This is a genomic window from Amaricoccus macauensis (assembly GCF_014201905.1).
Classification (GTDB): Bacteria; Pseudomonadota; Alphaproteobacteria; order Rhodobacterales; family Rhodobacteraceae; genus Amaricoccus; species Amaricoccus macauensis.
Window position 1 is genome coordinate 1,000,464 of record NZ_JACHFM010000001.1, and the last position, 24,952, is coordinate 1,025,415.

The 24,952-nt window shown below is 62.3% G+C and carries 16 protein-coding genes; all 16 read right to left on the reverse strand.

The window, feature by feature from the left end:
- Window positions 1–138: 138 nt before the first annotated feature.
- Complete coding sequence (locus HNP73_RS04810) at window positions 139–1,203, reverse strand: DUF7146 domain-containing protein (protein WP_184147459.1); 1,065 nt, start codon at window positions 1,201–1,203, stop codon at window positions 139–141.
- Window positions 1,203–5,525, reverse strand: coding sequence for a strawberry notch family protein (locus tag HNP73_RS04815; protein WP_184147460.1), 4,323 nt, complete (start codon window positions 5,523–5,525; stop codon window positions 1,203–1,205). The genes HNP73_RS04810 and HNP73_RS04815 overlap by 1 nt, the downstream gene beginning before the upstream one ends.
- A 159-nt stretch (window positions 5,526–5,684) precedes the next feature.
- Window positions 5,685–6,329 carry an antitoxin of toxin-antitoxin stability system gene (locus tag HNP73_RS04820; protein WP_184147461.1) on the reverse strand — a complete coding sequence of 215 codons (645 nt, stop codon included), beginning with the start codon at window positions 6,327–6,329 and terminating at the stop codon, window positions 5,685–5,687.
- Window positions 6,322–6,738 carry a hypothetical protein gene (locus HNP73_RS04825; RefSeq protein ID WP_184147462.1) on the reverse strand — a complete coding sequence of 139 codons (417 nt, stop codon included), beginning with the start codon at window positions 6,736–6,738 and terminating at the stop codon, window positions 6,322–6,324. Before HNP73_RS04825 ends, HNP73_RS04820 begins: the two co-directional genes overlap by 8 nt.
- Window positions 6,739–6,807: 69 nt before the next feature.
- Window positions 6,808–7,368: a hypothetical protein gene (locus tag HNP73_RS04830; protein ID WP_184147463.1), complete on the reverse strand. Its 561-nt coding sequence runs from the start codon at window positions 7,366–7,368 to the stop codon at window positions 6,808–6,810.
- A gap of 200 nt (window positions 7,369–7,568) precedes the next feature.
- The gene (locus HNP73_RS04835; RefSeq protein WP_184147464.1) at window positions 7,569–7,733 is read right to left on the reverse strand and encodes a hypothetical protein; all 165 of its coding nucleotides are present in this window, start codon (window positions 7,731–7,733) and stop codon (window positions 7,569–7,571) included.
- 423 nt (window positions 7,734–8,156) lie between these two features.
- The gene (locus HNP73_RS04840) at window positions 8,157–8,462 is read right to left on the reverse strand and encodes a hypothetical protein (protein WP_184147465.1); all 306 of its coding nucleotides are present in this window, start codon (window positions 8,460–8,462) and stop codon (window positions 8,157–8,159) included.
- A gap of 96 nt (window positions 8,463–8,558) precedes the next feature.
- A complete protein-coding gene (locus HNP73_RS04845) occupies window positions 8,559–10,697 on the reverse strand; it encodes a ParB/RepB/Spo0J family partition protein (protein ID WP_184147466.1) in 2,139 nt (712 codons plus the stop codon).
- Between the two features lie 114 nt (window positions 10,698–10,811).
- Window positions 10,812–11,288, reverse strand: coding sequence for a RadC family protein (gene radC / locus HNP73_RS04850; RefSeq protein ID WP_246399523.1), 477 nt, complete (start codon window positions 11,286–11,288; stop codon window positions 10,812–10,814).
- Window positions 11,289–11,419: 131 nt separating this feature from the next.
- A complete protein-coding gene (locus tag HNP73_RS04855; RefSeq protein WP_184147468.1) occupies window positions 11,420–11,824 on the reverse strand; it encodes a DUF2958 domain-containing protein in 405 nt (134 codons plus the stop codon).
- Window positions 11,821–12,780 carry an ArdC family protein gene (locus HNP73_RS04860; protein WP_184147469.1) on the reverse strand — a complete coding sequence of 320 codons (960 nt, stop codon included), beginning with the start codon at window positions 12,778–12,780 and terminating at the stop codon, window positions 11,821–11,823. The genes HNP73_RS04855 and HNP73_RS04860 overlap by 4 nt, the downstream gene beginning before the upstream one ends.
- A gap of 281 nt (window positions 12,781–13,061) precedes the next feature.
- Window positions 13,062–16,148, reverse strand: a complete 3,087-nt coding sequence (locus HNP73_RS23885) for a helicase-related protein (protein ID WP_184147470.1) — start codon at window positions 16,146–16,148, stop codon at window positions 13,062–13,064.
- Window positions 16,145–18,007 carry a phospholipase D family protein gene (locus HNP73_RS04870; protein WP_184147471.1) on the reverse strand — a complete coding sequence of 621 codons (1,863 nt, stop codon included), beginning with the start codon at window positions 18,005–18,007 and terminating at the stop codon, window positions 16,145–16,147. The genes HNP73_RS23885 and HNP73_RS04870 overlap by 4 nt, the downstream gene beginning before the upstream one ends.
- Complete coding sequence (locus HNP73_RS04875; RefSeq protein ID WP_184147472.1) at window positions 17,997–19,163, reverse strand: DUF6361 family protein; 1,167 nt, start codon at window positions 19,161–19,163, stop codon at window positions 17,997–17,999. Before HNP73_RS04875 ends, HNP73_RS04870 begins: the two co-directional genes overlap by 11 nt.
- A gap of 4 nt (window positions 19,164–19,167) precedes the next feature.
- Window positions 19,168–22,365, reverse strand: a complete 3,198-nt coding sequence (locus tag HNP73_RS04880) for a UvrD-helicase domain-containing protein (RefSeq protein ID WP_246399526.1) — start codon at window positions 22,363–22,365, stop codon at window positions 19,168–19,170.
- Window positions 22,366–22,367: 2 nt separating this feature from the next.
- The gene (locus HNP73_RS04885; protein ID WP_184147474.1) at window positions 22,368–24,914 is read right to left on the reverse strand and encodes a PD-(D/E)XK nuclease family protein; all 2,547 of its coding nucleotides are present in this window, start codon (window positions 24,912–24,914) and stop codon (window positions 22,368–22,370) included.
- Window positions 24,915–24,952 lie beyond the last annotated feature (38 nt).

The window sequence follows — 24,952 nt, forward strand, 5'->3', positions numbered from 1 at the left end:
GCCGACGGAAATCAGTCGGGCGCCGCCATTGCCGGACCGGAGCGTTTGTGGGCCGATCGCCCTCTCAGAAGGCCAAGGCGCGGTCCTCTGCCGATGGTGGTGCAGCCCCGCGCATATGACAGGATTGATCCTGCCCGATCACGGCCCCGGTGCCGGCTGTGACGTCAGAGCCATGAAGCGGCTGACATCTTCGGGGACGATCTGCACCCGGATCTGGGCCACAAGCGCGTCCAGCCCGCGGGCGGTAAGATCGTCGTTGAAGTCCCCCAGCATGGGCGAGAGCGTGATCGCCTCGATTCCGGCCTCGATCGCCCGGTCCACCAGGCAATCGCGCGCGCCGTCACCTGCCGGATCATTGTCGCGGACGATATAGAGCCTGCGCAGATGTGGCGGGAACAGGGTGGCTGCGAGATGTCCGGCCGAGAGCGCGGAGACCATCGGCATCATTGGCATGGCCTGTCGCAGCGACAGGATGGTTTCGATGCCTTCCCCCGCTGCCATGACATCCTGCGTATCGCCAAACCGGACGGCATGCCCGAGCAGGTCGCCCATTGCCTTCCTCGGCGGATCGACAGGTGCCTTGCCAGAGCCGTCGCGGGTCAGCCAGGTGCGGTGTGCGCCGGTGATCTTGCCCTTGAGGTCGGTGACGGCGGCGATCATGGCGGGCCAGGTTTGCGTCAGACCATCGCCCTCGGGCCGCCAGTAGCAGTTCGGATGAAAGCGCAGATTTGCGGTTCCGCGTAAATCCGTAATGCCGCGTCGGCGTAAATACGTCTCCGCGACGGAGCCGATCAGCGGCTGTGTCATGCGCCAGAGCCTGCGTGCGGCCTCGGATGATCCCGATGGTACGGGCGGTGTTCGGGACTGATGCACCTGCGGCACCGGTTCGGGATGCGGCAGACTGAGGAACCGGCGGGCTTCTTCGGCAATATCAGCAAAGTCGGTCAGGCCGAGGCTTTCACTGATAACATCGAGCAGATCGCCATATTCACCGCTTTGCGCATCGGTCCATTTACCGGCCGCCCCCTTGCCGGATTCCGGCCCGGTAAGGCGAACAAACATCGACCGGCCCGGATTGTTCTGCACATCGCCAACCTGCCAGTAATTGCCCTGCTTGCGACCGTTCGACAGATAATGACGGCACACCGCCTCGGCCTGTTGGCCGAGACGCTGCGCCAGTTTGGTGGCGTTGAGACGCGCCATTATGCTGCCTCCCGCTCACCGATGCGCTCGACCGGGAAACGGCCGAAGAGCTTGCCGGTGATTTCCGGCCCGGATATCCCCACCGGTACGAAGAAGCGCAGTTTCCACGAGATGATCTCGCTGAAGAGACCATAAGCCCGCAGCCGATCCCGCATCGCATCGGTGAATCCGGTCAGCTCGATACGGTTCGCGCCCATGACGCGGACACGGCGCAGTTGCAGTCCCTCGGCCAGATCGAGGATGGTTCTTCCTTCGATCAGCGCAGCATAGGCGGCGTCCGGTGTCAGGGTGCTGCTAACACCGCTGGTGGAGGCATTGGCAGCCCATGCAGGCGAAACACGGCGACCAATGATGCGCTCGCCTTCATCGCTCTGGAGGCGATAGACACGGGAGGAATCCTGCGGAAGACGTTTCCAGATCGGCAGCAAGAGCCCCGTCACCATGTGCAGGATGCTGTCGGTGAACTCAGGAACTTCGGCCAGTTCCGCCTTCCAGGCTACTGTGAAAGCAGCAAGGTCAGCCTCGACCCAATGGGTTTCACCCATCATGCGCACCGGAATATTCATCGCATCCATGGGCCGGATCAGCCGGAAGCGGCGCTCGATCTCGCCATCATCCAGCATGACGCTGGTGGTCGGGATCTGTACGGCAGCACGGCCAGAGCGCTCGTTGACGAGCAGCTTTGCGCGCGGATCATCGCGTTCGGCCAAAGCCGCATCCAGCGTCACCGGCCGGTTGCGCTTACGCTCGGTGATGGTCAGGAGCCGGGTTTCCGCTCCAGTGCCCGGATGGGTGTGGATGACCTGTCGGCCGGTGACGTTGAAGCTTTCGGCTCGGAGCGTTTCCAGCCCCATATCATAGGTGCCCGAAGCAATCGCTCCGTCGATCCGGGCCTGGAGCAGCTGCTCGAAGGCCGAGAACAGGATGCCCTGCAACTCGATGGTCAGCGCCAGCAGCCGGTTGAGGAAGGTAGTGATCGGCGGCAAATCGTCCTTCGCACCATTGCTGTCCATCAGCTTCAGCCCGGTGGCGGACTCAAACCGCTCAAGCGAGCAGCCTTCGACCTTACCGCGCACGATCAGCAGATAGAGCTGGCGCAGCGCATCGCGGGCATAGGCGGATTCCAGATTGTCCTCGGGACGAAACAGGCCCTGACCTCCGGTCTGGCGCTGACCGCGCGTGATTGCGCCGAGCGTATCAAGACGGCGGGCAATCGTGCTGAGGAACCGTTTCTCGGCTTTAACGTCCGTGGCGATAGGCCGGAACAAGGGCGGCTGCGCCTGATTGGTGCGGTTGGTGCGGCCCAGCCCCTGAATGGCTGCATCCGCCTTCCAGCCCGGCTCCAGCAGGTAATGGACCCGCAGCCGCTGGTTCCGCGCCGAGAGTTCGGCGTGATAGCTGCGCCCAGTGCCGCCAGCATCGCTGAACACGAGGATGCGCTTCTGGTCATCCATGAAGGCCGACGTTTCGGCAAGGTTTGCGGAAGGCGCGCGGTTCTCGACCGCAAGACGTGCAGAGACACCATCACCGCGGCGAACAATCCGCCGCGAACGCCCCGTGACCTCGGCCACGATGTCGGTGCCGAAGCGCTGGACGATCTGATCAAGCGCCCCCGGCACGGGAGGCAGTGAGCCCAGTTGCTCAAGCATTTCATTTCGCCGGGCGACGGCTTCGCGGCATTCCACCGGTTGACCGTCGCGGAACACCGGCTGTGACGAGAGGTTTCCCTCACCGTCAGTAAACGGCTCGAAGAGCTGCACCGGAAAGGAATGCTGCAAATACGAGCCTACATATTCCCTCGGCGTGACATCCACGGAAATGTCATTCCATTCAGCGGTCGGGATCTCGGCCAGCCGCCGCTCCATCAGCGCCTCGCCGGTCGAGACGATCTGGATCACAGCGGCATGGCCCGCCTCCAGATCGGCCTCGATGGACCGGGTCAGGGTCGGCGTCTTCATGGACGTGAGCAGATGGCCAAAGAAGCGCTGCTTCGTGCTCTCGAAAGCCGACCGAGCCCCAGATTTGGCCTGCCGGTTCAGTGTCCCCTCACTGCCGGTGATGTTGGCGGCCTCCATCGCCGCGTCGAGATTGTTGTGAATGACGGCGAAGGCCCCGGCATAGGCATCATAGATCCGGCGCTGTTCGTCAGTGAGCTGGTGCTCGACCAGTTCATATTCGACGCCATCATAGGAGAGTGAGCGGGAGGTATAGAGGCCGAGGGATCGCAGATCGCGGGCCAGAACCTCCATCGCCGCCACGCCGCCGGCCTCAATGGCTTCGACGAACTCAGCCCTGGTCGCGAAGGGGAAATCCTCGCCGCCCCAGAGACCGAGCCGCTGCGCATAGGCGAGATTGTGGACGGTGGTGGCACCGGTTGCCGAGACATAGACCACGCGGGCATCGGGCAAGGCATGCTGAAGGCGCAGACCCGCGCGTCCCTGCTGCGAGGCGGCGACATCGCCGCGTTCTCCCTTGCCGCCGCCGGCATTCTGCATGGCATGGCTCTCGTCGAAGATGATGACCCCATCGAAATCGGAGCCCAACCATTCGACGATCTGACGCACGCGGGAAACCTTCTCGCCCCGGTCATCGGAGCGCAGCGTGGCATAGGTGGTGAACAGGATGCCTTCCGACAGCGTGATCGTCTTGCCCTGCGGAAAGCGCGAGAGCGGCGTGACCAGCAGGCGTTCCATGCCGAGCGCCGACCAGTCGCGTTGCGCATCCTCGATCAGCTTGTCGGATTTGGAGATCCAGATCGCTTTGCGGCGTCCGCGCAGCCAGTTGTCGAGGATGATGGCTGCCGACTGGCGGCCTTTGCCCGCCCCGGTTCCATCACCGAGCATGAAGCCCCGGCGGAAGCGGATCGATCCAGCAGCATCTTCTGGTGCGGCACTCAGATTGTCGAAATGCTCGTCTACGGTCCAGGCGCCGTCGAGATGATCGGCATGGGCTTCGCCAGCATAGATCACGGTCTCAAGCTGGGCGTCGGACAAGCGCGCACAGATATCGGCGGGCAACGTCGGCCGGTAAGAGGGCTTGGGCGGTGCGACCGAGGCCATGGCGGCGGATTGCACCAGCTTGGTCGGGTGCGGCTGCGCGCCGGGGATGCGCAAGGATTGCAGCGCATATTCCTCGTAGATCGCATCGGACAGACGCGCGCCTTCGGGCGGCGCCCAGTCCACGGTCTCATAGGCAAGTTCCACGCCCTCCGGATCATTAGCCGGCGCAGCGACAGGCCGGGAGGCTGCCGAGCGCGCAAGATACCCCCGCACGGTCTTCGCCGCAGCGGCCGGGGCCGATACGGCAAGTTTCGGCAACGCGACCAGCAGGCGCGGTGGAACTTGTCCTTCGATCCAGCCGATGAGCGTCGCAACATCGGGTGCAATGCCTGGCGAGTCCGGAAATTTCGCCGGATCGTCGGCGGGCAGTTTGTCGATCACGGTCAACCGGGTGTCGATCGTGGTGCCGTGCTTTGCATAGACCGCACCATCGACGGCGGTGGTGAACACCACGCGGCCGCGTTCCTGGAGGCGGATGAACGCATCCCGCCAGGCCGGGGCTTCGGGGCTGAAGCCTGCGCCGGTGATCGTGACCAACCGTCCACCGGGGGCAAGACGGGCCAGTGCCGAGACGACATGGCGGTATGCCGCATCGGCGACACGCCCGCTCACATTGGCCATGACCGAAAATGGCGGGTTCATCAGCACCACGGACGGGACGGTATTCGGGGCCAGATGATCGTCGATCTGGGCGGCATCGAAGCGGGAGACGGGAAAGGCCGGAAAGAGCGAAGACAGCAGATCAGCGCGGGTCTCGGCCAGTTCGTTGAGGATCAGCGAACCGCCTGCGGTCTGCGCGAGGATCGCCATGAGGCCAGTGCCAGCCGAAGGTTCCAGCACCACGTCATCGGGGGTGATCGCGGCTGCCGACAATGCGGCCAGGCCGAGCGGCAGAGGCGTCGAGAATTGCTGGAAGTTCTGGCTTTCCTCAGAGCGGCGGGTCTGCGTGGGAAGCAGCCCCGCGATCTTTGCCAGTACGCAAGCCCGTGCGGCCTGCGATGCGGCTTTACGGAAAAGTGCTTTTCCGTATTTGCGCAGGAACAGCACCGTGGCGACCTCGCACGCCTCATAGGCCAGTTTCCAATCCCAGACGCCGGTGGTGTCGGATGCACCGAAGGCCGTTTCCATCGCCGCGCGCAGCGTTGCGGCATCGACACGCTGGCCGCGCTCAAGATGGGGAAGCAGAAGATTGGCGGCAGTCAGAACTGCGGGCGCAATCGCCAGCGGCGTGACCGGGTCGGTCACGGGGAATAGCATGTTCATGTCGGGAAACCTCGGGAGAGCGGGAAGGACAAGCCCGGACAGCGCTCTCTCTCAACTGCCCGGACTTAACCCCTTCCGGCCCCCCTCTGGCTCTCGAACGGCAGCATGAGAAAAGCGCCCCAACCGAATGGTGGGGCGCTTGTCAGTGTCATCTCAGGATCACCCGAAGCGGCGACCGGCTTCGGTGAAGGTGTATTCATTGGCAGCGATGGTCTCATCAACCATCTCGTCCGAAGACAGATGATCATATTCACGTTCAAGCTGGCGATAGAGCCAGCGCGCCAGATCGCGCAGCGCCTCAATCACGGCTTCTTCGGCATCGGCGGTCATGTCCTGATATGTCGGACTGTCGCGCTCGACCGAGATCGCCATGCAATATTCGTGATAATAGTGACCGTGATGGCTGGCCTCGGCGCGAAGCTGGTAGAAATTGCGCCGCTGGACCGCCTGCAAGGCATCGGCGATCCGATGCAGCTCGGTGTCCTGCGGCGCATAGTCCCTGATCCGATGCGGGGCGCCTTTCCGGTGAGTATACAGCGTTTCGAAGCAGGCACCGTCCCCCTGGCTCCAGAAGCCCCGGAACCAGATGCAGGGTTCTTGCCGGGTGCCGCCGTCCATGAGCCGGACGGATCGGGTCTTGAGGTCGAGCCCGAGGATTTCCGCAATGCGCTGGAAATCCTCATAGACGGCGTCGTACCAGTCATAGTCGAAGCCGCCTTCGCGATACCAGGCGCGCGCCCTATCCTTCGCCGCATCGGAAAGTTCGTCTAGGCGATAGACGGTGGTTTCGATGATCTCAGGCATGGGGATCACCTCCCGCCAGCACAGTGGAAAGCCAGCCATCGGTATAGATCCAGTCCACCGTTTCGCCGGTGGCGAGGTCGAGGACATGTGCGCCGCCACCGAACCCGTCGATACGAGGCTTCGAGCAGCTATTGGCGTATTGCATCCCCCATAAGCCGGTCAGACCGAACTCTTTTGAACAGCGTTTGACGAACTGGATGACATGCTCGGGATCGCCGGTGACATCATCGCGCATCCAGAGCTGCGTGCCGCCATGTTCGGGCTGAATCGACAGCAGGAATCCGTCCGATGGCGGGTCCTCAGTGGCATTTTCATCCGCCAGCGCATTGTAGAGATCGAGCGCGCGAGTGGCGTTTTCGGGCGTGCCTACGTCGAGCAGGCAGGAGAAATGGGTGTAATAATCGGCCATGACGGTCTCCGGGCATGACAAGGCCCGGTGCGCGACCGGGCCGGATGAATGGGTGGGACGGGATGAAGCTCAGGCGGCCTGCGGCATGCGGAGCAGGTCAGCCGCGGTGTCGCGCCAGAAAGGATCAACCAACCGGGTTTCCAGCGCTGCGGCGCGGTAGCGAAGCGCACGCGCTTCGGCAGGCGCGGACGTCCTGAAGGCAAGCCCGCGTAACCTGCTGGCCTCGGTAACAATCCGGCGGGCCTCGGCGTCCGAGGCGACAGGCTGTTGCCAGAGAATGACGCGGGCGCGGATTTCGCCGGCGAGGACTAGGCCGTGATCGCTGTCCTGAATGAGCATGATGCGCGGGCGAAAATGCGGGAAGCTGTCCGGCCCGGTGCAAACGTCACCCCGCGACAGGCGCAGAGCCGCGAAACGCATGGCTTCTTCCGGTGAGGGGCATTCCCCAAGCGGGATCATGCGGTCGAAACTGTCGGCATCATCGCCGGGGCCGGAACTGGCGCCGGAGCCGGCCACGCCGAGGCAGGAGATACGCAGCGGCAGCTTTTGCGCCCGGTAGAGCGCGGGCAACACTTCACTCGCCAGTATCTGGCCAATCGGGCGGAAACTATCATGGCGGGACAAGATCATCGGAATCACTCCATGACGGGCGCCGGAAAGCCTCTCTCTCCAGCCCTCAACCCGTCACGGCCGAACGGCCCGCACTCTTCCTCTCTGACCGGGGCGTCCCCGGTTCCGCTGCCGGCGATGGGTGACCGTCGTGAGGCGCTGAAGGCCCGGTCGCGGGTTCACCGCGCACCGGGCCGTCGGGCATGAGGCGCTTTCGCGCCTTATGCCCACGGGTCCAGCTCCAGCTTCACCATGTCGTCGTCGCCGTCGAATTCGGCGGCGGGGCAAGCGGCGTGGGTGCCGTCTCCGGCCTGGAACACGACGATCGAGACCAACAGCGTGGCGGCGAGGCTGGCGGCGAAGGCGGTGGCATCTGCATAGGACATGGGTTCCGGCTCCTGTCTTTGGGAGGCGGGGGACCATCCCCCGCGCGACAGGCGCCCGAAGTGTCTGACCGGATCTGCAATCACCCTCGGGCGTTCGGCCTTTTGCCGAATCCCCGAGGGCGGCACGTGAAGCGTCAAGCCGACCCTTTACGGGTTGATTGATGAAGAGACGGATCGGACCAAGGTTTGCGAATGGAAGCGGGGGTGGTTCATCGCATCTGACAGGTGCCGGATACCCATCGCAGATGCTCTGCCGCGCCAGCCTTGCCGCCATGCTGGCAACAGAATCGTGTTCCCTTCAGGCCAAGATCGGCAGCTGCTTGCCCGGGTATGAAGACGACACACTTCATGGTGAAGCTGGAGCTGGAACCGTTCGGGCAATGCCATCCCATGCTATGGTCCGGGACCAGAACGACCGGACCTTCAGCCCCAAAGCCCATCGGCGATTTCGCGGGCGATCATCGCGCGCGCCTGCATCATCAGATCATCGCCTGACGTGTCGATATGGCCGTAGAACCGGGCACGGCCGCCATGGGCTGTCCATTCGGCGTAGCGGCAATATTCGCGGGCATCGAGCCGGAACACCCGCATGTCTTCGGCCCAATGGGGTTTTGGTTCCACGACGACAGCGATGCCGCCCCGGGTTTCTTCCCAGGGCAGCGTGCGCTCGGATGGGGGATTGTCGTGATCCTCGCGGAAGATCTGATCGATGTCGATCATGGCGGACATGAGGGCCTCCAAACGAAAAGCCCGGTCGCAAGGACCGAGCAGATTGCAGATACGAAACGGAGGTGACGGGGCGACCGAAGCCGCCCCGTTTGAGAGTTATTCAGCAGCAACCATGTGCTGATCTTCCTCGTCGTCGGTCGGATCGTCCTCACCGTCACCCGAGAGGAAATCGGGCAGATCGTCGACTTCAGCGTCGGGGGTCTGCGCCACGTCCACCTCAATATCCGCCTCCACCATGCGCAGCGGCTCGGGCAACCAGCCAGTATCAGCCAGCAGGCGCTCGGCCTCTTTCGCCATGTCGCCCTTCTTCAGATGCCCGATCAGTTCGGCGGCACGATCACCGGCACCTTCGCGGACGGCCTCAAGGATACGCGGCTTGGTCACGCGGCCGAGATAGTTGCCGACTGTCGGCTGCCAGCCCACCGCAACCATGTCGAGGCCGGTGGAACGGGCGAGCCGGTCGGCCTGCGACAGGCGGATGTCCAGCCCATGCTGGCTGACACCCATGCCGCTATAGGGGTTCGGCTTCTCATGGAGCGCATTGACGCCGAAGCTCACGCAATGGGCGAGCAGGTCCATGCGGGATCCATCGTCCAGATCGACCAGCCAATCCCAGAGCGCCGCATCATCGGCCGGGATATGATCGCCCCAGCGTTCATGTCGGTCCTGAATGGCCTTGGCCGAGGCGCTGTCGCGCAGATCCTCGGCCTGCGCCGGGAAATGCACCTCGCGGACCTGCGCCTCCAGGCAGCCCTTGGTGGAATGCGGCAGGAAGCAATCCGTCACCAGCCGGTGCAACAGCGCCGTCATGGCGACATGCGGGCTCGATGCCACGGCATCGCGCAGCGCCAGCGTGCGATGCGCCGTCAGCTCGCTGATCAGCCGGTCGGGCAGCGGCTTGATGGCATCGGTCTCGTCTTCCTCTTCTGGCTCGGGGGATTGGCCGCCGAGCGTGATGACCGCGCGCTGGTGGCTGATATCCGGTGCGGCCCGCTGGAGGACTTCCCCGGTCTCGGGATCGATGATCTCCGCCTCCGGTTCCACCGGCGCTTCATTCTCGGGGCGGACATAGCCACGTTCGACCAGCACGGTGCCATCGGCGTCAATGCTGACGAAAACGCCCGCCTTACCGATCTGATCCGGGTCGAAGGTCATCGGACGGCGCTCGAAAGCCTCCAGCGCCTGCTCGATCTCACCCAGACGGGCGTCGATCTCGTCAGGCAGCTCGTCAGCCTCGCCATATTCTGCTTCAAGCCGGTCATATTCGTCGCGCAGCGCCTCGCGGATGGCGCGTTCTTCCTCGGTCAGATCGACCGTGGTGCCGACAAGCTGCCGAAGGCCGTGATCGTGACCATAGGGGAAGGTCATGGCGATCTCGATCCACTTCCACCCCTCGGCGGCGATGGTTTCCGCTTCCGCCTTCAGCTTTTCGCCCACCAGCCGGTCGAGCAGCACCGGGTCCTGAAGCCAACCGCCATCGTCCTGTTGGAAGAGATCGCGCAGGACACAGCCACCGGCTTCCTCATAGGCGTCGATACCGACAAACACTGCCCGCTTGTCCGACGCCCGCACCGTGGTCTCGGTCAGCAAGCGGCGGATGGTATAGGGCTCTTTCTGCCAGCCGTCCTTGATCGCCTCCCAGACCTGTTCCTGGCGGGCATGGTCAGAGCTGACGGTAAAGGCCATGAGCTGTTCGAGCGTCATGCCATCCTCGGCGTAAGTTTCGAGCAGCGTGGGCGAAACAGATGCGAGGCGCAGGCGCTGTTTCACCACCTTGGCATCAACGAAGAAGGCGGCAGCGATGGCTTCTTCGGTCATGCCTTTCTCGCGCATGGTCTGGAAGGCGCGGAACTGGTCGAGCGGATGCAACGGGGCACGCTCGATGTTTTCGGCCAGCGACACCTCGTCGATCAGTACATCGCCGGTTGCCTCCGACACCACGCAGGGCACCGGGGCGACCTTGGCGAGGCGCTTTTGCTTCACCAGCAGTTCCAGCGCCCGGAAACGGCGACCGCCGGCGGGCACCTCGAACATACCGGTCTCCACGCCATCGTCATTCAGCACCGGGCGGACATGCAGCGACTGGATCAGGCCGCGGCGAGCAATGGACTCGGCCAGCTCATCGACCGAGACACCGGCTTTGACGCGCCGGACGTTGGACTGGCTCAGCACCAGCTTGTTGAACGGAATGTCGCGCGAGGACGACAGGGTGATCTTCTGAACGGCAGTGGCCATGTCAGTTGCTCCATGACGGACGCCGGGGAGCCTCTCTCTCCGGCTATCAGCCCGTCACGAAAACCCCATCCCTCCTTTTCCTCTCCTGGCCGCCGCCCGGCCCATCCCCGTCCATCAAAAATCGCCGCGGGCGCGCAGGCTGACCTCCCGACCGGCGCCGGTGATGATGTGGTCATGCAGCGTCACCCCCAAAGCCGCGCCGACCTTCTGGATCTCCTTTGTCATCGCAAGGTCGGCGGCCGAAGGCTCGGGATCACCAGAAGGATGGTTGTGGACGATGATCAACGCGGAGGCGTTGAGGGCCAGACCCCGCCGCAGCACTTCCCGGGGATAGACCGGGGCATGATCAACCGTACCTATGGCGAGACATTCGTCCGAGATGAGCCGGTTCTTGCCGTCGAGATAGAGGACATGGAAGCGCTCGACATCACCGCGAATGGTCAGCGCGCAATAGTCCAGAACCGCCTGCCATGTGGACAGGACCGGGTTCTGGTTGAGATGGCGCAGCAGGATCTGGCGCGCCTCGTAGACAACGGCCTGCTCCTGCGCTGAAAACTGGTACGGCTGCGGATTGATGGCGAGTTTCCTCATGTGTCGCGTCATGGTCGTGGCTCCCGACGGGCAGCCGGCCCGGTGCCGGACTTTCACCACGTCACGACAAGAAGCGCCGCCCTCTACCTCCGAGAGAGCGGCGCAAAAACGTAAAGCCAGACAACCGGATTTCAGGCTTTCCGGTTTTCTGTATCGGCAGGATACAATGGCCATACCGCACCACTGCGGAATCGGGCGGACAGGATTTGCTCGGCTGCGCGAATACTACCAGCCATGCGCGCCGTTTCAGCCCAGACCGAGATCGGGAACAGGCCGGTAAAAAGCACGTCCCGCTCGATCCCCATGCCGAAGGGGAGCCGGATTGCCTCCAGTTCACTAAAGCACCAGCTGCCGAGTTCGGGATAGCCGATGTCGGCGAGACCAAACATGATGTCGCCGTCCTCATCCAGCTCGGTCGCGAGCCAGACGCCCGCGCCAAGGGGATTGTAGAATTTGACGACGGGGAGGTGATCGACGTCGCTCTGCCGGCTATTGGCGAGGAGCTGCGTGCGCTGTGTGCGGGTCAGGAGGATCATGCCGCAGCCCTCCGCTCGATGAGAGTATCGTGCGGTTCAGCGCGCCCCTCTTCGGGCAGATGGGCGAGCAACCAGTCGGCCGCCTTGCTGGCCTGTGACGCGGCGCGGACGATGGCGCGATTGTCCTCGCGCAGCACTTCGAGCCAGGAACCGATATAATCGGCATGGCGCACTGTCGGCACGATCCCGAGCGAGGCGCAGCAGAAGGCCGCGTTCATCTCGGCCACCAGTTCTTCGAAGGCATATTTCTTCGTGCCGAAGCTGCCCGAGAAATCCCGCCCCAGCCGCGAAGCATGACCTGTGGCGTGACCCATCTCGTGCAGGGCCGTCCTATGCCAATTGATCGGCTCGAAATAGGCAGCCGGCGGCGGCACCTGCACATAGTCCAATGACGGCATATAGAAGGCACGATCGCCGCCGATGCGGACGTCGATGCCAGTTGCGCGGATCAATGCCTCGACCTGCGGCTCGATCGTGCCGGGCGGCGGTGGCGGCGCATCGACGGCAATGTCCTCGGGCAAGCCCTCGCATTGCGCCGCGTTGAACACGGTAAAGCGCTTCAGGAACGGAATGCTGCCTGCTTCTTCACCTGTTTCCCGAGCGCGGCGTTTTTCGTCCTCGGGAGTGAACCGGTCAGCGTAGACCACGGTCGTGCCACGCTCGCCCTTGCGGACATTGCCGCCGAGCGACAAGGCTTGGCGAAAGGTGAGCCAATGCTGGGTCGGATAGCCGTATTGGACCACGGCGCCCCAGAGGATCAGGACGTTGATCCCGGAATACTGCCGCGAGGTTGCCGCGTTTCTTGGCATGGCGAGCGGCGCTTTCGCCGCCGCCGACCCCCAGGGCTGGACCCAGGGCAGCCGCCCGTCCTCCAGCTCGCCGATGATCTTGTTGGTGATGTCGTCGTAGAGATTGCTGCGGGCGCCGTCTGCGCCGGCGCGGTCCTGTCTGGCCATCGGAATGTCTCCGCGACGGGCGCCGGAAGCCTCTCTCCCGGTCCTCAACCCGTCACGGAAATCCCGTCCGCACTCTCACTCTTGGGGCGTTGCGGGGTGCCCCCGCAGAAGGGGTCGGCCGAGACTATGGCTCGTCCGCAGGGGAAGGCTTTCCCCTCAAGTCTTTGCCAGTCTCGGAGCGCTCATGCGCGGATGCTTTATGCCCCTCTGGTTCAAGCCAGGCGCGAAGATGACTGATCGATCTCGTGCTGCGCTGGAGGTGCCCCTCTCTGCGTGCTGTGTCAGTTTGGCCTAAGCGATATCTGAAGCTGCGATAGTTCTTGGATAAAGTCGTCGTCCATACCCGAGAAGAGGCTAATCAATTCATCTTGGCGCGGTTGGCCAAAGGCCAGCCGGTAAGTGGCCAGAGATGTGATGAGATCCTTGTAGCGTTCCTTCTCGCGGCTGAAGGGCGGAATGAGGACGACCCGCTCAATCTTGTGATTACCTGGGTAGACCCAGAACGGAATGATGTCTCCCGAGCGGCCCTTTGAAACCTCATCAGCTTGCGCTGCCTCAAACATGGAGACCCATGGTGATTGCCTGCTCTGGGCAGCGAGAGAAGTGGCCGAAAAAGCAGCGACGACATTGCGCCGAACAGCATGGTTTTTGTAACGATGGACCCGTCCTTCACGCTGCTCGATATCAACAGGGTTCCGCGGGAGGTTCCAATGCACAATCCGAGAGCAGTAGGGATGAAAATCCAATCCTTCCTGTCCAATCGACGTGGAAGCGAGAACAAATGGCCGAAACGGCGACTTGAAAGCTGCCTGGACCACGGATGTTCGGCGTACACCCTTTTCTTCCTCGGCTTTTGTTGCAAAACGCATGGCGAAACGGGCGCGCACTTCGAATGTCTGATCATACAGACGACCCGCTTTTGTCGACCAGTGGTCCAACGTGATCTGGGCAGGGCGCAAGGCGACCACAGCAATCACGTTTGATGCAATGATCTTCGCGCGATCCTGCGGGGCTAGTTTTTCGGCGCGCTCGCTTTCCAGGACGAGCTGAAGGTATTCGTCCAAAACCGCCGGAAGGTCGTTTCGCGCGGCGTGCTCGATGATATCGCGCCAATAATTGAGAGGCGAGGTTTCAGCGAGCAATGCGCGGGTTTCGGGTTGATTGTATAGGCTGCGAAAACCGAGCGCGATCCCGATTGATGCACTGATCAATACGGGGTCGTCTGTGGCGATCTCCGGGCAAAGTCGCGAAAGTGCACGCAGCGCACATACCGCAGGCGAGCCAAGCGCAAGGCTGGCGAGCTTTTCGATCACTCTGTCAGGGTCGACATCGCCCTGATGCTCGTCAGTTTGGAGTGCATCGCGAAGTGTGGCGATGGTCCGAGACATCGCTCCGTGTTCGTCGTGCCCCTCATGGTCAACGACGCCGACATTCGACCATTCCACTTCGCGTTCGAGCGTCCTGTCCAGGGCAAGTGCGAGGAGCCGATCACTTGTTTGAGCGAATTCTGCGATGGCGTCCACCGCAAGCTGTTCACGCAGAACCATACAGGCTTGAGCGTGCAAATTATCGTAGCTTTCAGCGCGGCCGAACCGCCGCTCCAAAGCGAGAGGATCAACAAGCTCTGCCAACGACGGCGACGGGTAGAGCATCGGCATAAGTTCATCGACGCCAATCGGCCTGCTGGTCCGGCTGACAAGGTCCGGCGACATACCCATTCGGCGGCTTGCCTCGTGCGAAAGCAAAGCCGCGATCGCATCCGGCACCATCGACCAATCTGAGAAGACCAATGCCTTTGTGGCCGACCTTGGCGCGCCGAATGAGGGACGCGATGGCGGGATCCAGAGCGATCGATCAAGGGCGTCATTGAACGCCAGATCCGCAAGGGCACGCATCCTCCCGTTGCGAAATGGAATCGCCGCGTATCCCTCGACCTGTTTTTTGCTGATGAAGTGCGTTGAGGCATCTCGAATGGCCTTGCGCAGCTCTGCGGCCGGCTTGGGTTTCAATGCCTGAAGCCGGTCGCGCAGCTTGTACCCCCTCATGAAGTTCAGCAGGTAAGGAGCCGATTTCCAGTACTCGACGATGCTGGGAGCACCTACGAGTTCTGCAACTTTCGCTACTGCCTTCGCCTCTCGCAGATCATCGGTGGCGATCGCTACCTCGGGCATGACTTCTTGGACGAGCGAATTGCGATCTTCAGTAGAATCAACGCGTTCCGTGCGGGCAATGACCCCGCTTAGGATATCATGTAATCTGTCTCGTTGCGCTATTGCTGCCGCTCGGGCATCTGGCATCGACTGGAGCGATCGCCTGAACTTGATGAGCTCGCTCTTCAATTCCTCTACGCGGGCCGGGCCTTCAGTATCGCCGAACAGAAAGCGCATTGTCCGTAAAAAGTCGTCGTAATGCTCGCCCTCTTCCGGCGCATCGCTGCTCAGCGTTAGCATGCGATAAGGCGTGGCAGACAGAAGCAGGAGCCTCGCCTTCGATCCATCTTCCCCATTGTATGAGAACAAGGCCCGCGCCAATTCTGCGGCAGCTGCCTTTTCAGGCGCTACCTCGACATCATGATCATGCAGGAGTTCAGCGAAGCGCTGGAACTCGTCGAGAATGATCAGATCCGGTGTCAATGCGTCAACACAGATCTTCGCAAGCATTCGGCGCAGCTCACCGATCATCGCTGCGGGGCGCTGGTCGTCGGGGTAGTTGGGATGCTTGTGCCTTCGGGCGAGATCCGCCGCCTCACGAATCCTTTCGATAAATGTATCATCGACCACCCGGTTAAACTTATCAGCAATATCTCGCGAAATCCGTTCGCTTCGAATCCATGCCGTCCAGCCCGGCCAGTTCTCATCGGAAACGCCGCCACGGAACACTCGTTGGATGCCGCGATGGCGCAGACCGATACGCTCACGGAGCATTTCAAAGATCAGCGCCCGTTCCGGTGCAGTCCCAAGGGACGACTTAAGATCTAGCGCCGTTCCAGGGGTGAGGCTGATCAGATTGATGGGTCGCGAAGCAATCCCGCCTTCCTTCTCGATCTCAAGCGGCAACAGCGTAAGGCGGGTATTGAGCGGCTTGGTTGCAGAACCCACCACATTGAGCGACTTGATGTTCTGTTCAGCAATCGCCTGATTAGAGCAGATGTAAACGATGTCGATACGCTCGACTTTGCCCAGCAGATGTTCGATGGTCTTCGCAATCACGCCGCGGGCAACCATGGTTTTCCCGAGCCCGACCTCGTCAGCGACAAGGAATTGATCCGTCGGTGATTGATCCGTGAATAGCCTTCGAAAGACGTAGTCGACAGTCGCTTGCTGAAACGGCTTCAGCAACGCAAGGTGCTCGACAGCGCTGTAAGTCACCGGCGCCTCCTCTTGCTCGTTACAAGCGGCTCGAAGCTCTGCCACAGCGCTAGAAACTCCTTGGGAACAATGGTTTCGCCACTATCCGGGTCTTCAAGCCGTTCGATTAGCCGGCCGATCTCTTCTAGCTCGCCGCTTTCTAGACTGAGCGCCCGCACCATCGGCTCGAGAAGCGAGGTGTTTCCCTCGCCCAAGCGGCGAAGCCACTGACCTTCGCCGCCGGTGTCGCTTTCCAGAAAGCTTCCTTCACCAAGCGTGCCGAGCAGCAGGCTGAGATAACGGAAGAAGTTGCCGACGTTCGCGATGTGGGCACGCAGAACAGCTGCGTCACGGCCTTCTGGAACGCCGACCAAGCGCGCACCAAGGGTGAACGTCAGTTCCACCTTCGTCGCTTCATCGAGCAGTCGAATTCCGAGCCAGCGTGTAACGTCGCCAAGAGGAACAGCGCCCAATGCAAGCTCTGTATCGGAGCCACACAGCAACCTGCCTACATCATATCCGCGTTCATTAGGGACTGTGATCGCCCGCACGAAGCACCTGACGCCATCCGGCAGCAGAACCTGCTTTTCTTTGGTGGCAATCTGCAGTTCAAGATGGATTAGGTCGTCCTCTTCGGAACAGTGGAGATCAAGTGGCAGCGCCGAGATGTCTGACCGCATCTTCTCCAGCGCCTTTTCCGCCGCCATGGCCGCGTCCTGCGTCGGTGGTTCGCTCGGCGTGTAGATGGCGAGCAGCCGCTGGAACGCCTCGGAGAACAGGACGTCGTCGATCGTACCCATGCGCGTCTTCGGACCGTCCAATGTTGCCATCACCTCGACATTTTGCGTTTTCCCGCCCTTGGTCGGAATCGTCGCAGCCGTGGTAGCATTTGCCGAACCGAGGTGGATCTGGATGCGCGATCCTCGCTCGACGAGGTAGGCTTTCGCATGAAGTCCCTCGAGATCGGTCGAACTTGGCCCATCCACTCCTTCAGCCTCATACTCGGTCGCACGCTCATCGAGAGTCGAGATCGTGAAAAGCTCGCGTGTCTCGGGATCTATGCAGTCGAGTTCCTCTGCTCGCGAGATGAGCCGGAGGTTATCTCGCGAGCCGTATCCGTCGGACAGCCTTTTCAGCGCGGGAGCAGAGACAAAAGGTGAAAGAACTGCAAGCTTCTCGCCTCGGGGGAGCGCCCAGCCGTCACCATCAAGACCATTGACGGCGAAGCTGACCTTTGTTGCGCCAGCAGGCAGACCCTCCCACCAGGTTCGTTCCAAATTCGAGATCAGCAAAGGCAGGAACTTGGGCGGCGCAGGCCGGGTGGCTGGATTGGCTAGCCTGGGCAGGGCACGCAGCAACTTCGTCAGTGCGCGGTTATTCGCATTCTTCTCATCGTGTACAGCACCATCGAGAGCCAAAGCGAGGTCCCAGCAACGATCATTTGTGAGGTTCCTTGACAGGATTGCCACTCTCATTCGAACGGGATCGGTTTTCTTTTCGGGCTCGAAACGAATACACCACAGCTTCGGATGGAAGGCACCTCCACCCGGCGCCGCCACTTCTACAATTGTCTTCTCGTAAAGTGCCATCAGCCTCGCAGCATTCGGGTGAGCCTCCTTGATGCGGCCCCGATCGCAATAGACGGCGATGCGGTCGGCCATCCGCTCGACACTCTGCAGTAGCGCGAGAGGGCTTCGCAGCATTTCGTCTCTGTTCTCAGCATCGCGGAACACGATGCTGATCGGAATGGCAAGCGCCGTCTCAAAATCGAGTGAGTACGTCGTAGCGACGGCATGCCCGAACCTGTACCCATCCGGGGCACGAACAAGTGCAGTATAAAGCTCGCGGTTTTCAGGGTCGAAAGGCGAATCAGCCGACATCGACAAGCTCCCCGAGATAACGCCGCGCAATTCCCCAGCGGAAATCCAGCCGTGCGAGACCTGAAGCGCCTGACCAGCGTTCGAGGGGTGCGTCGTGGAGCAGCCGGGCCTTCATCCGCTTCAGCGACTGTTCGCGCTTCCTGAGCAGATCGATGGCTTCGTGGTCTGTCTCCAACGACTTAGAGCTTTGCAGCGCAATGACGAGCCAGCCTCTAACGAACTCCCGAGAGGACTGGGTAAGGTTGTGGCTGGTCGATCCAACGATCTGGAAAAGGTCGTCCAAGTCCCAGCTTTGCAGCGCGAGGTGCTGAAGATCTCCGCGCCAATCCTCAAGCAATTGGCGGTAATCTTCGATCAATGCGGATGCTTCGCCATGGGTTTTGGCGTTCGGGCGCTCCGCCGCTCGTAATGCAAGCAGCAGATTGTAGAGGAGGCTTGCACCGTGCATCACGCCGGAGAAGCGTTCCGCATGGCGGAGGATGGATCGATTGCGGTCGGACACCGTGTCCTCGCGGACCTGCCATGCCCAATCCTCGCTGAAGTTCTTTTGTTTAGCGGCAAGTTCGTTCAGCAGACTTGCCTTGGCACTGCCAGCAATACGATCGCGCAGGAAATCAACTTCTTCAGGCAACAGTCTAAAGTTCGTTTGCTCGAACAGATTCTCGGGCGCATTGGGAAGGCCCGTGCTCCATAATCTGAGGTCATGATCCTTCAAACTCTCCGGCCCATAGGACAAGAATGTTGCCTGATTGCCCGCTAGCGTGCGGATGCCAAGCGTATGCATGCCGGCCCAATAAACGCTCGATGCAAGTCTCTTCAGGCTCTCTCCGGCACGGCGGCCAATCACATGCTCGCTCTCTTTGCCATTCAAAAGCGCTGCACTTAGCTTGACCTCAAGATCTCGGGCGATAATCGTTCGCTCTGCTTGACTGGCCTTGCGCTGCTGTGCTTCTCGATAGATCCAGGGAATGAATAGCATGTAGCGTAGCCGTGTCTGAATAGTGCTTGTCCCCGGGAAGAGGAGATCGGCCAGCCCGTCCCGGATCGTACTCAGACCAAGCTCGTCACGTGCCTCTGGCGGCTTGAACAGATCGATGAGGGTCTGAGCTCTCCGCCGTTCTTCAGGGTCAAAATCAATCCAGGCAAGGTAGGACATCGGGCTACTCATTGGGTGAAAGTGGTTCGGCGGCGTCCGGCGATCCGCTGCCGGACTGTGGCTCGGCCAGCTCTAGCCGCCCGTGGTCGACCCAGAACACCGCCACCCCTTTCAGCGGGTGGTGCGGAAACAGCTTGGCCACCAGCGCCACATAGCTTGACAGCTGTGGCCAGTAGGAACCGAAACCTTCACCCCCGCCGCCAGATTTATGGTCGATAAGTATGCATCCCCCTGATCCAACGGCCAGAAGATCGATGGTGCCGGGGATTTCGGCCCCCTCCGGCGAGAACCCAAGGACCGGGATTTCGGCGCGCAGGTCGGTATAGCCCTCGGCCGCCAGCCAGTTTCTCAACGTCTCGGCGCGCTCGGAAACCAGCGTGATCGTGGTTTCCTCGAGCCCGGTGGCAGCGGCCAGCGCCGGGATGAGTTCAGGCCGGGTCAGGCAGGTACGCAAGGCCAGATGGAGTGCTGTGCCGCGTGTGGCGTCGTTAAGCGTCTTGGGCCATGGCGCACCAATGTCTATCCTGCGGGTTTCCGGCGCAGCACCCGCACTGCGGGTTTGTGATGGTTGCAGTCGCCAGGGCGTCAGGGGCGCTGCAGGCAAAGCCGTCGCCGGACCAAAGCGGAAAGCCACAGTGGTGGCCCCATTCGCATATTCGGAAAAGCCCGCCTGGTCGGGCAGTTGCGTGATGACCGCAGGGCAGTCCACGCCACCGATCCGCAGGCAATCGGCCGCGATCTGCGGGGCGCAGCTGTCCTCAAGTATGTGGAACAGGTTTTTTGCCTCGGGCGCGTCTTCATCGCGATCCTTGAGAAAACCCGGCCATTCAAGCACCAGTCGGTCACGGGCACGGGTCAGCGCGACATAAAGGAGATTTTTCGCATTGGCCTCAAAATCCGGGCGGCGGTCTTCGGTGAAGCGCCGCGCGGCCTCGGGGGCCGCAAAGCCGGGCGTGTGGATCAACGCGGCAGAGCCAAGCACAAGGGCCATATCGTCGATCCGGTCGAGCGCATCGAAACGCGTCGCAGTAGAGCCGGGCCATTCCTCGATGCCATTGTCGAACTCGGCCACTACGGTGATCGGCCATTCGCGCCCCTTTGAGGCATGCCAGGTCACGATCTCGACCGCCTCGGCATTGTTGGCTGACGGATCAGGACGGCGGTCGAAGTCGCGCTCGTCCGCGCGGGCATCGAGCCAACCGAGGAACACTTTCGCTGTCTCGCCATGGAAACCCGAGGCAGCCTTGAGGTCGCGATGCGCCGCCTCGAATTCACTGGCCTCGGCCTCGAGCCGCAAAAGATCAGCGCGGGACTGGGCCGCATCGGCCTGGCTATCGGCCCAAAGCCGCAGGCCGGCGGCATCAAGCACCAGATCGAGGCCCGCAGCAACCGGCAGACTTGCCAGCCGGGCCGACATGCCCACAAGCCGCATCAGCACAGGATCATCCGCCAACCGCCCGTCGATCTGTGAAGAAAGCGCCGCTTGCAGGGGCAGCGGATCGGGGCCAAGCGTGCGCAACAAGAGCCCCGAATGAATGTCGGCGGGGTTCGCGGCAAAGGCCAGCGCGGCGCGGGCTGCGGTAACGACGGGGCTTTGTGCCCAGCCATCTTCACTGATGCGCACGGGAACGCCGCGAGCGCGCAGCTCCTCGGCATAGCGGGCGGCGGTAGTGTGGCGGCATACGAGGAGCGCGATATCCGAAGGCCGTACCGGGCGCGTCGCCTGCGTGTAACGATCAGTGATGGTGTCGCCATCGGTCAGGATGCGGGCGATACGCTCGGCGATATGCTCCTGCGGCTTCGACGCTGTGCGCACGCCGCGCGATTTGACTGCATTCAGCACTTCAATGGCTGGACCAGCGACCGGATCGCGGGTTGGCACCAGGGGATTGTAGCCCGCACCGAAGAGGCTGGCGCCCATAGCATTGACGAAGTCCATCACCGCAGGCGTCGATCGCCAGTTGCGGTCCAACGGCTGCGTTGCATCGGGGTTCGCCGCCGCCAAGGCCTGCGAAAGCCGCGCATCGGCACCCTGAAAGCCCATGATTGACTGTTTCACATCGCCCACCAGCAGCGTGCGAGGCGCATGCGCCCCGAGTTGCCACAAAAGCGCGAATTGCACGGGGTTGGTGTCCTGGAATTCATCGATGATGACACAATCGATCTCATCCAGCACGGCCTGCCGCACCGCAGGATCTGTTCGTAAGAGCCGCTCGGCCCCAACGATCATGTCGGCAAAATCGATCAGGCCAAGGGCCTTCTTGCGGGTCTCATAGGCCTCCATCACCTCTTGCGCACAGGCGATCAGACACGACAGGTGCAGCTTCGCATCCGCAAGCGGGCCGGGATGGGCGGGCAGGACATCAGCTGCCTCGATGATGGCGGTCGCCAGATCGTCATAGCCCTCGGGTGTTTTCGTGCGGCTGTTCGAGGTGAACAATCCGCGCAGGCCTTGCCAAAGGCCCCAGTCCCGGCCGAGCAGTCCTGGATCACGCGACACGCGGCGGAACAGGACAAGGTTCTTCTCAAGCGTCTCACGCGGGCCTTTGGCGGTGACGGTGGCCATCCCGCCTTCGGGGAAGGCTGCGACCATCGCCAGAACTGCGGCAGTCAGCGCAGCACCGGCGGAAGCAGGATCAGCCAGAACTTCGCCGTAAACCTCGTCAAGCCGCGAGAGCGCTGGCGCGATCAGACCGGGATCTTGCCCCTTGTCGCCAAGGCCGCGCAGAAGGTCGATCATCGACAGAACCCGACCGCGCAAATTGTCCTCGACCGTCGCGCCTTTTTGCCAGTTCGCCTCGTAGCCGAAGCGCTCGGGCTCGGCTTTGATCGGGTCGAGCGATTTGGCATGCGCCAAGGCTTGACGGATCAAAAGGTCACGCTCGGCATCGCCCAGATGGCGCGGCTGCGGTGAAGCACCCGCCGCCAGCGCGTGCTCAGTCAGCAGCCTGAGACCAAGACCGTGGATGGTAGAGACGTAGGCGCGCTCGACCGCCATGGCCTCGGAGACCAGTCCATCAGCCAAAAGCCCGGCGCGGATCCGTTCGCGCAACTCGCCCGCTGCCGCCTCGGTGAAGGTGACGGCGAGGATGCGTTCAGGCCGCACCACGCCACGTTTCACCCAGTCGGAAAGCTGGGTCTTGATGCGGTGGGTTTTACCCGCGCCGGCACCGGCGGGGACGATGACCAGTCCCTGATCCATGGTCATTTCTCCTCGATCTGACGGATGAAGGCGGTGACGAAGGCCGAGCCGTCAGTCAGCGCATAGGGGGTGAAGCCGGCCTCTTTCTTGAAGAAGGCTTCATCCTCGGATGTGTTCAGCACCACCCGGCCTGCGCCGAGTTCCGCCAACCGCTCGGCCAGTTTTTCCACAGCGCCTTCATTCACTGCATCGCCCATGTCGCGGGCAGGCGAGCCATCCGTCAGAGGCAGGCCGGATGTCAAAAGACCGCCGTCATTCATCAGATGATAGGCAACGGCGACCTTGCGGCCGATCAAGGGGTCCATCCCGTCGCCCTCGCGCCGATGCGGTCGCGCGATCATGTCCCGATAAAGGCCTGCCTGCAGATCCCAGCCTGCCTCCATCCGTTTGCGTCGCCCCGAAGTGCTGCTTTTCTTGTGGTCAACGATCAGCAGTGCGCCATCCGGCAGTTCGAGGATCGCATCCGCCTTCCCGTGCAGGTTGATGCCATGCGCCTCACCGGCCAGCCAGATCTCGTTACCGATAATCTTTGCTTTCAGCGCCAGCAGATGGTCGCGCCAGCGAAGGGCGGCGGCCATGATCTCGCGCTCAAGCCCCTTGCGCTCCATCTCCCATGACGGGCTGCGCAGGTAGCCGGCATGGCGGACCAGGGCGCGTTCATAGGCTTCGGGCACCGCGGCGGCCAATGTATCGGGGTCCGGGACGGACTGATCCTTCAGGAAAATATGTTCGAAAACGTCATGCGCGATATTGCCCTTGGCTATGACGTCCAGTTCCTCGGCCGACCAGGACATGTCCTCGGCTCCGACCTCGCCCAGAAGCCAGGCGAGTGGGCTGACGAGCAACGTTTCCAGTCGTGAGGGTGATTGCGGTTTCGCCGTGCCATCATCCTTGCGCCGCAAGGAGAGTAGGTCGTGGCCCAGAAAATCCAGCGTCTCAGGTAGTTCGAGAGCCTCAGCCAAAGGCGGCAGATGATGATGCGCCACCGGCCAGTCGCCGGGTGAAAGGCGCGACAGATCGGTGATCAGATCGTTGGCATCCTCGACGCCGGTGATGGCCCTCGCCACCAGCGAAAGCCCCGCCGAGGGTTGCAAGCGCCCGCCCGACAGATCGCGCCACGGAACGAGGAAGGTGATGCTGTCCGTCACCGCCTGCATCTGCTGGTCAAAGAGCGAAAGTCCCTGTGCCAGTCCCTCGGCCCGGCCACGCAATGCCAAGCCGGTGGCTTCGCGGAGCGCAGCAATCTCGCTGTCCAGAAACAGCGGGTTGGCGCGCGGCCTGGTAGGGTAAAATCCGTCGGTGAAATCGGTTACGATCAGGTGTCGACAGGGCCGCCAGGGGCTTTCATGTGCGGACCACAGGCTGACGCCTTCCAGATTGCGGTCCGGCTCGGCGCTGGTGGGCGGCATGACCAGAATACCGCGCAAGATCGCCTCCCAGTCGGGGGTACCTTCGCCCGGCGGGACCGGCAGACGCGCCCGGACCTGATCGCCCTGCGCAAGCTGATCGCAAATGCGATCGAGCAGAAAACGCAACTGCGCCAAGCTGCTCGCCGAGGCGCGAATGTCGTCCCAAAGTTCCTTGTGCGCCGGAGTAGCGGTCAAGATTGCGCCGCGGAAGTCACCGCCCATCAGACTTTCGGACAGATCACGCCCGGTCTGAGCGGACCACGGCATCAACGGCGAAAGCGCGAGGCTCGCCAGCACCATCGCTGGGGTCGGCGGGCGTTTGGCCAGCGCCAGATGCAGCGCGGTCTCACCGATGATGTCGCGTTGGGGCAGAGCTGCGGGCAGACCCGAGAGTGGCACGCCTTGGGCGGCAAAAGCGCGGGCGATCTGGCGCGGATCACCTGCGGTAAGCACGGAAATCTCGCGCGCTGGAATGCCGTCATCGATCAGCGCACGAGCGCGGGCGGCAGTAAAATCGGCCGCAGCCGCCGGATCGCGCAGGCCGAAGAAAGCGAGGCTGTCATCGAGAGGCGCGACTTCGAGCTGCTGTGCGGTTACCCCACCCTGTAGGGCGTGGAGTCGGCTGCCGACTGCCGCTGTTCGGAGTCGAGGGGCAGCCGGAACCGAACCGAACTCCTCCTTCAACCGGGCATAAAGTGTCTGCATCGCGGCAGGCGCCAGCGGATCGAGCGAGCCTTCGACCACCGGAACCGGATCGAGAAAGCGCCCATTGGAGAGGTTCAGCACATGGCGCAGCGGTGCAAGACCTTCGGGCAGACCGTCCCCCAATGTCCGCCACAGACCGATCAGTGCCGAGAGATGCCGCTTTGCCCGGCTGTCAGACAGGTGATCCACTACAGGCACCCGCAAATCAGGCGTGGCCAGCACCAGATCTTCCAGCGCTCTCGTCACCGCCGAAATCGTCTCGACCGGTGCATTGGCGAGGCTATCCGCCCAGACGGGATCAGGCACCTCGGATATGGCGCGCCCCGGCGACCACTCCGGCGGGATCGGAGCCAGAGATAGCTCGGCCAAGCCGGTATCTGTCAGCCGATACTGCAAACCGGAACGTGGATCGATGACGAGGAACGGGTAATGCATGCTTGTTTCGGTCCGAATGTGTGGGAGGGAGGGAGCGC

What these genes read in the sequence shown, in the direction of transcription:
- HNP73_RS04885 (WP_184147474.1), bottom strand. Translation starts at nt 24,914, where the DNA reads ATGCATTACCCGTTCCTCGTCATCGATCCACGTTCCGGTTTGCAGTAT.
- HNP73_RS04820 (WP_184147461.1), bottom strand. Translation starts at nt 6,329, where the DNA reads ATGCCTGAGATCATCGAAACCACCGTCTATCGCCTAGACGAACTTTCC.
- HNP73_RS04875 (WP_184147472.1), bottom strand. Translation starts at nt 19,163, where the DNA reads ATGTCCTACCTTGCCTGGATTGATTTTGACCCTGAAGAACGGCGGAGA.
- HNP73_RS04810 (WP_184147459.1), bottom strand. Translation starts at nt 1,203, where the DNA reads ATGGCGCGTCTCAACGCCACCAAACTGGCGCAGCGTCTCGGCCAACAG.
- HNP73_RS04830 (WP_184147463.1), bottom strand. Translation starts at nt 7,368, where the DNA reads ATGATCTTGTCCCGCCATGATAGTTTCCGCCCGATTGGCCAGATACTG.
- HNP73_RS04870 (WP_184147471.1), bottom strand. Translation starts at nt 18,007, where the DNA reads ATGTCGGCTGATTCGCCTTTCGACCCTGAAAACCGCGAGCTTTATACT.
- HNP73_RS04825 (WP_184147462.1), bottom strand. Translation starts at nt 6,738, where the DNA reads ATGGCCGATTATTACACCCATTTCTCCTGCCTGCTCGACGTAGGCACG.
- HNP73_RS04860 (WP_184147469.1), bottom strand. Translation starts at nt 12,780, where the DNA reads ATGGCCAGACAGGACCGCGCCGGCGCAGACGGCGCCCGCAGCAATCTC.
- HNP73_RS04840 (WP_184147465.1), bottom strand. Translation starts at nt 8,462, where the DNA reads ATGTCCGCCATGATCGACATCGATCAGATCTTCCGCGAGGATCACGAC.
- HNP73_RS04880 (WP_246399526.1), bottom strand. Translation starts at nt 22,365, where the DNA reads ATGGATCAGGGACTGGTCATCGTCCCCGCCGGTGCCGGCGCGGGTAAA.
- HNP73_RS04835 (WP_184147464.1), bottom strand. Translation starts at nt 7,733, where the DNA reads ATGTCCTATGCAGATGCCACCGCCTTCGCCGCCAGCCTCGCCGCCACG.
- HNP73_RS04845 (WP_184147466.1), bottom strand. Translation starts at nt 10,697, where the DNA reads ATGGCCACTGCCGTTCAGAAGATCACCCTGTCGTCCTCGCGCGACATT.
- HNP73_RS04815 (WP_184147460.1), bottom strand. Translation starts at nt 5,525, where the DNA reads ATGAACATGCTATTCCCCGTGACCGACCCGGTCACGCCGCTGGCGATT.
- HNP73_RS04855 (WP_184147468.1), bottom strand. Translation starts at nt 11,824, where the DNA reads ATGATCCTCCTGACCCGCACACAGCGCACGCAGCTCCTCGCCAATAGC.
- radC (WP_246399523.1), bottom strand. Translation starts at nt 11,288, where the DNA reads ATGAGGAAACTCGCCATCAATCCGCAGCCGTACCAGTTTTCAGCGCAG.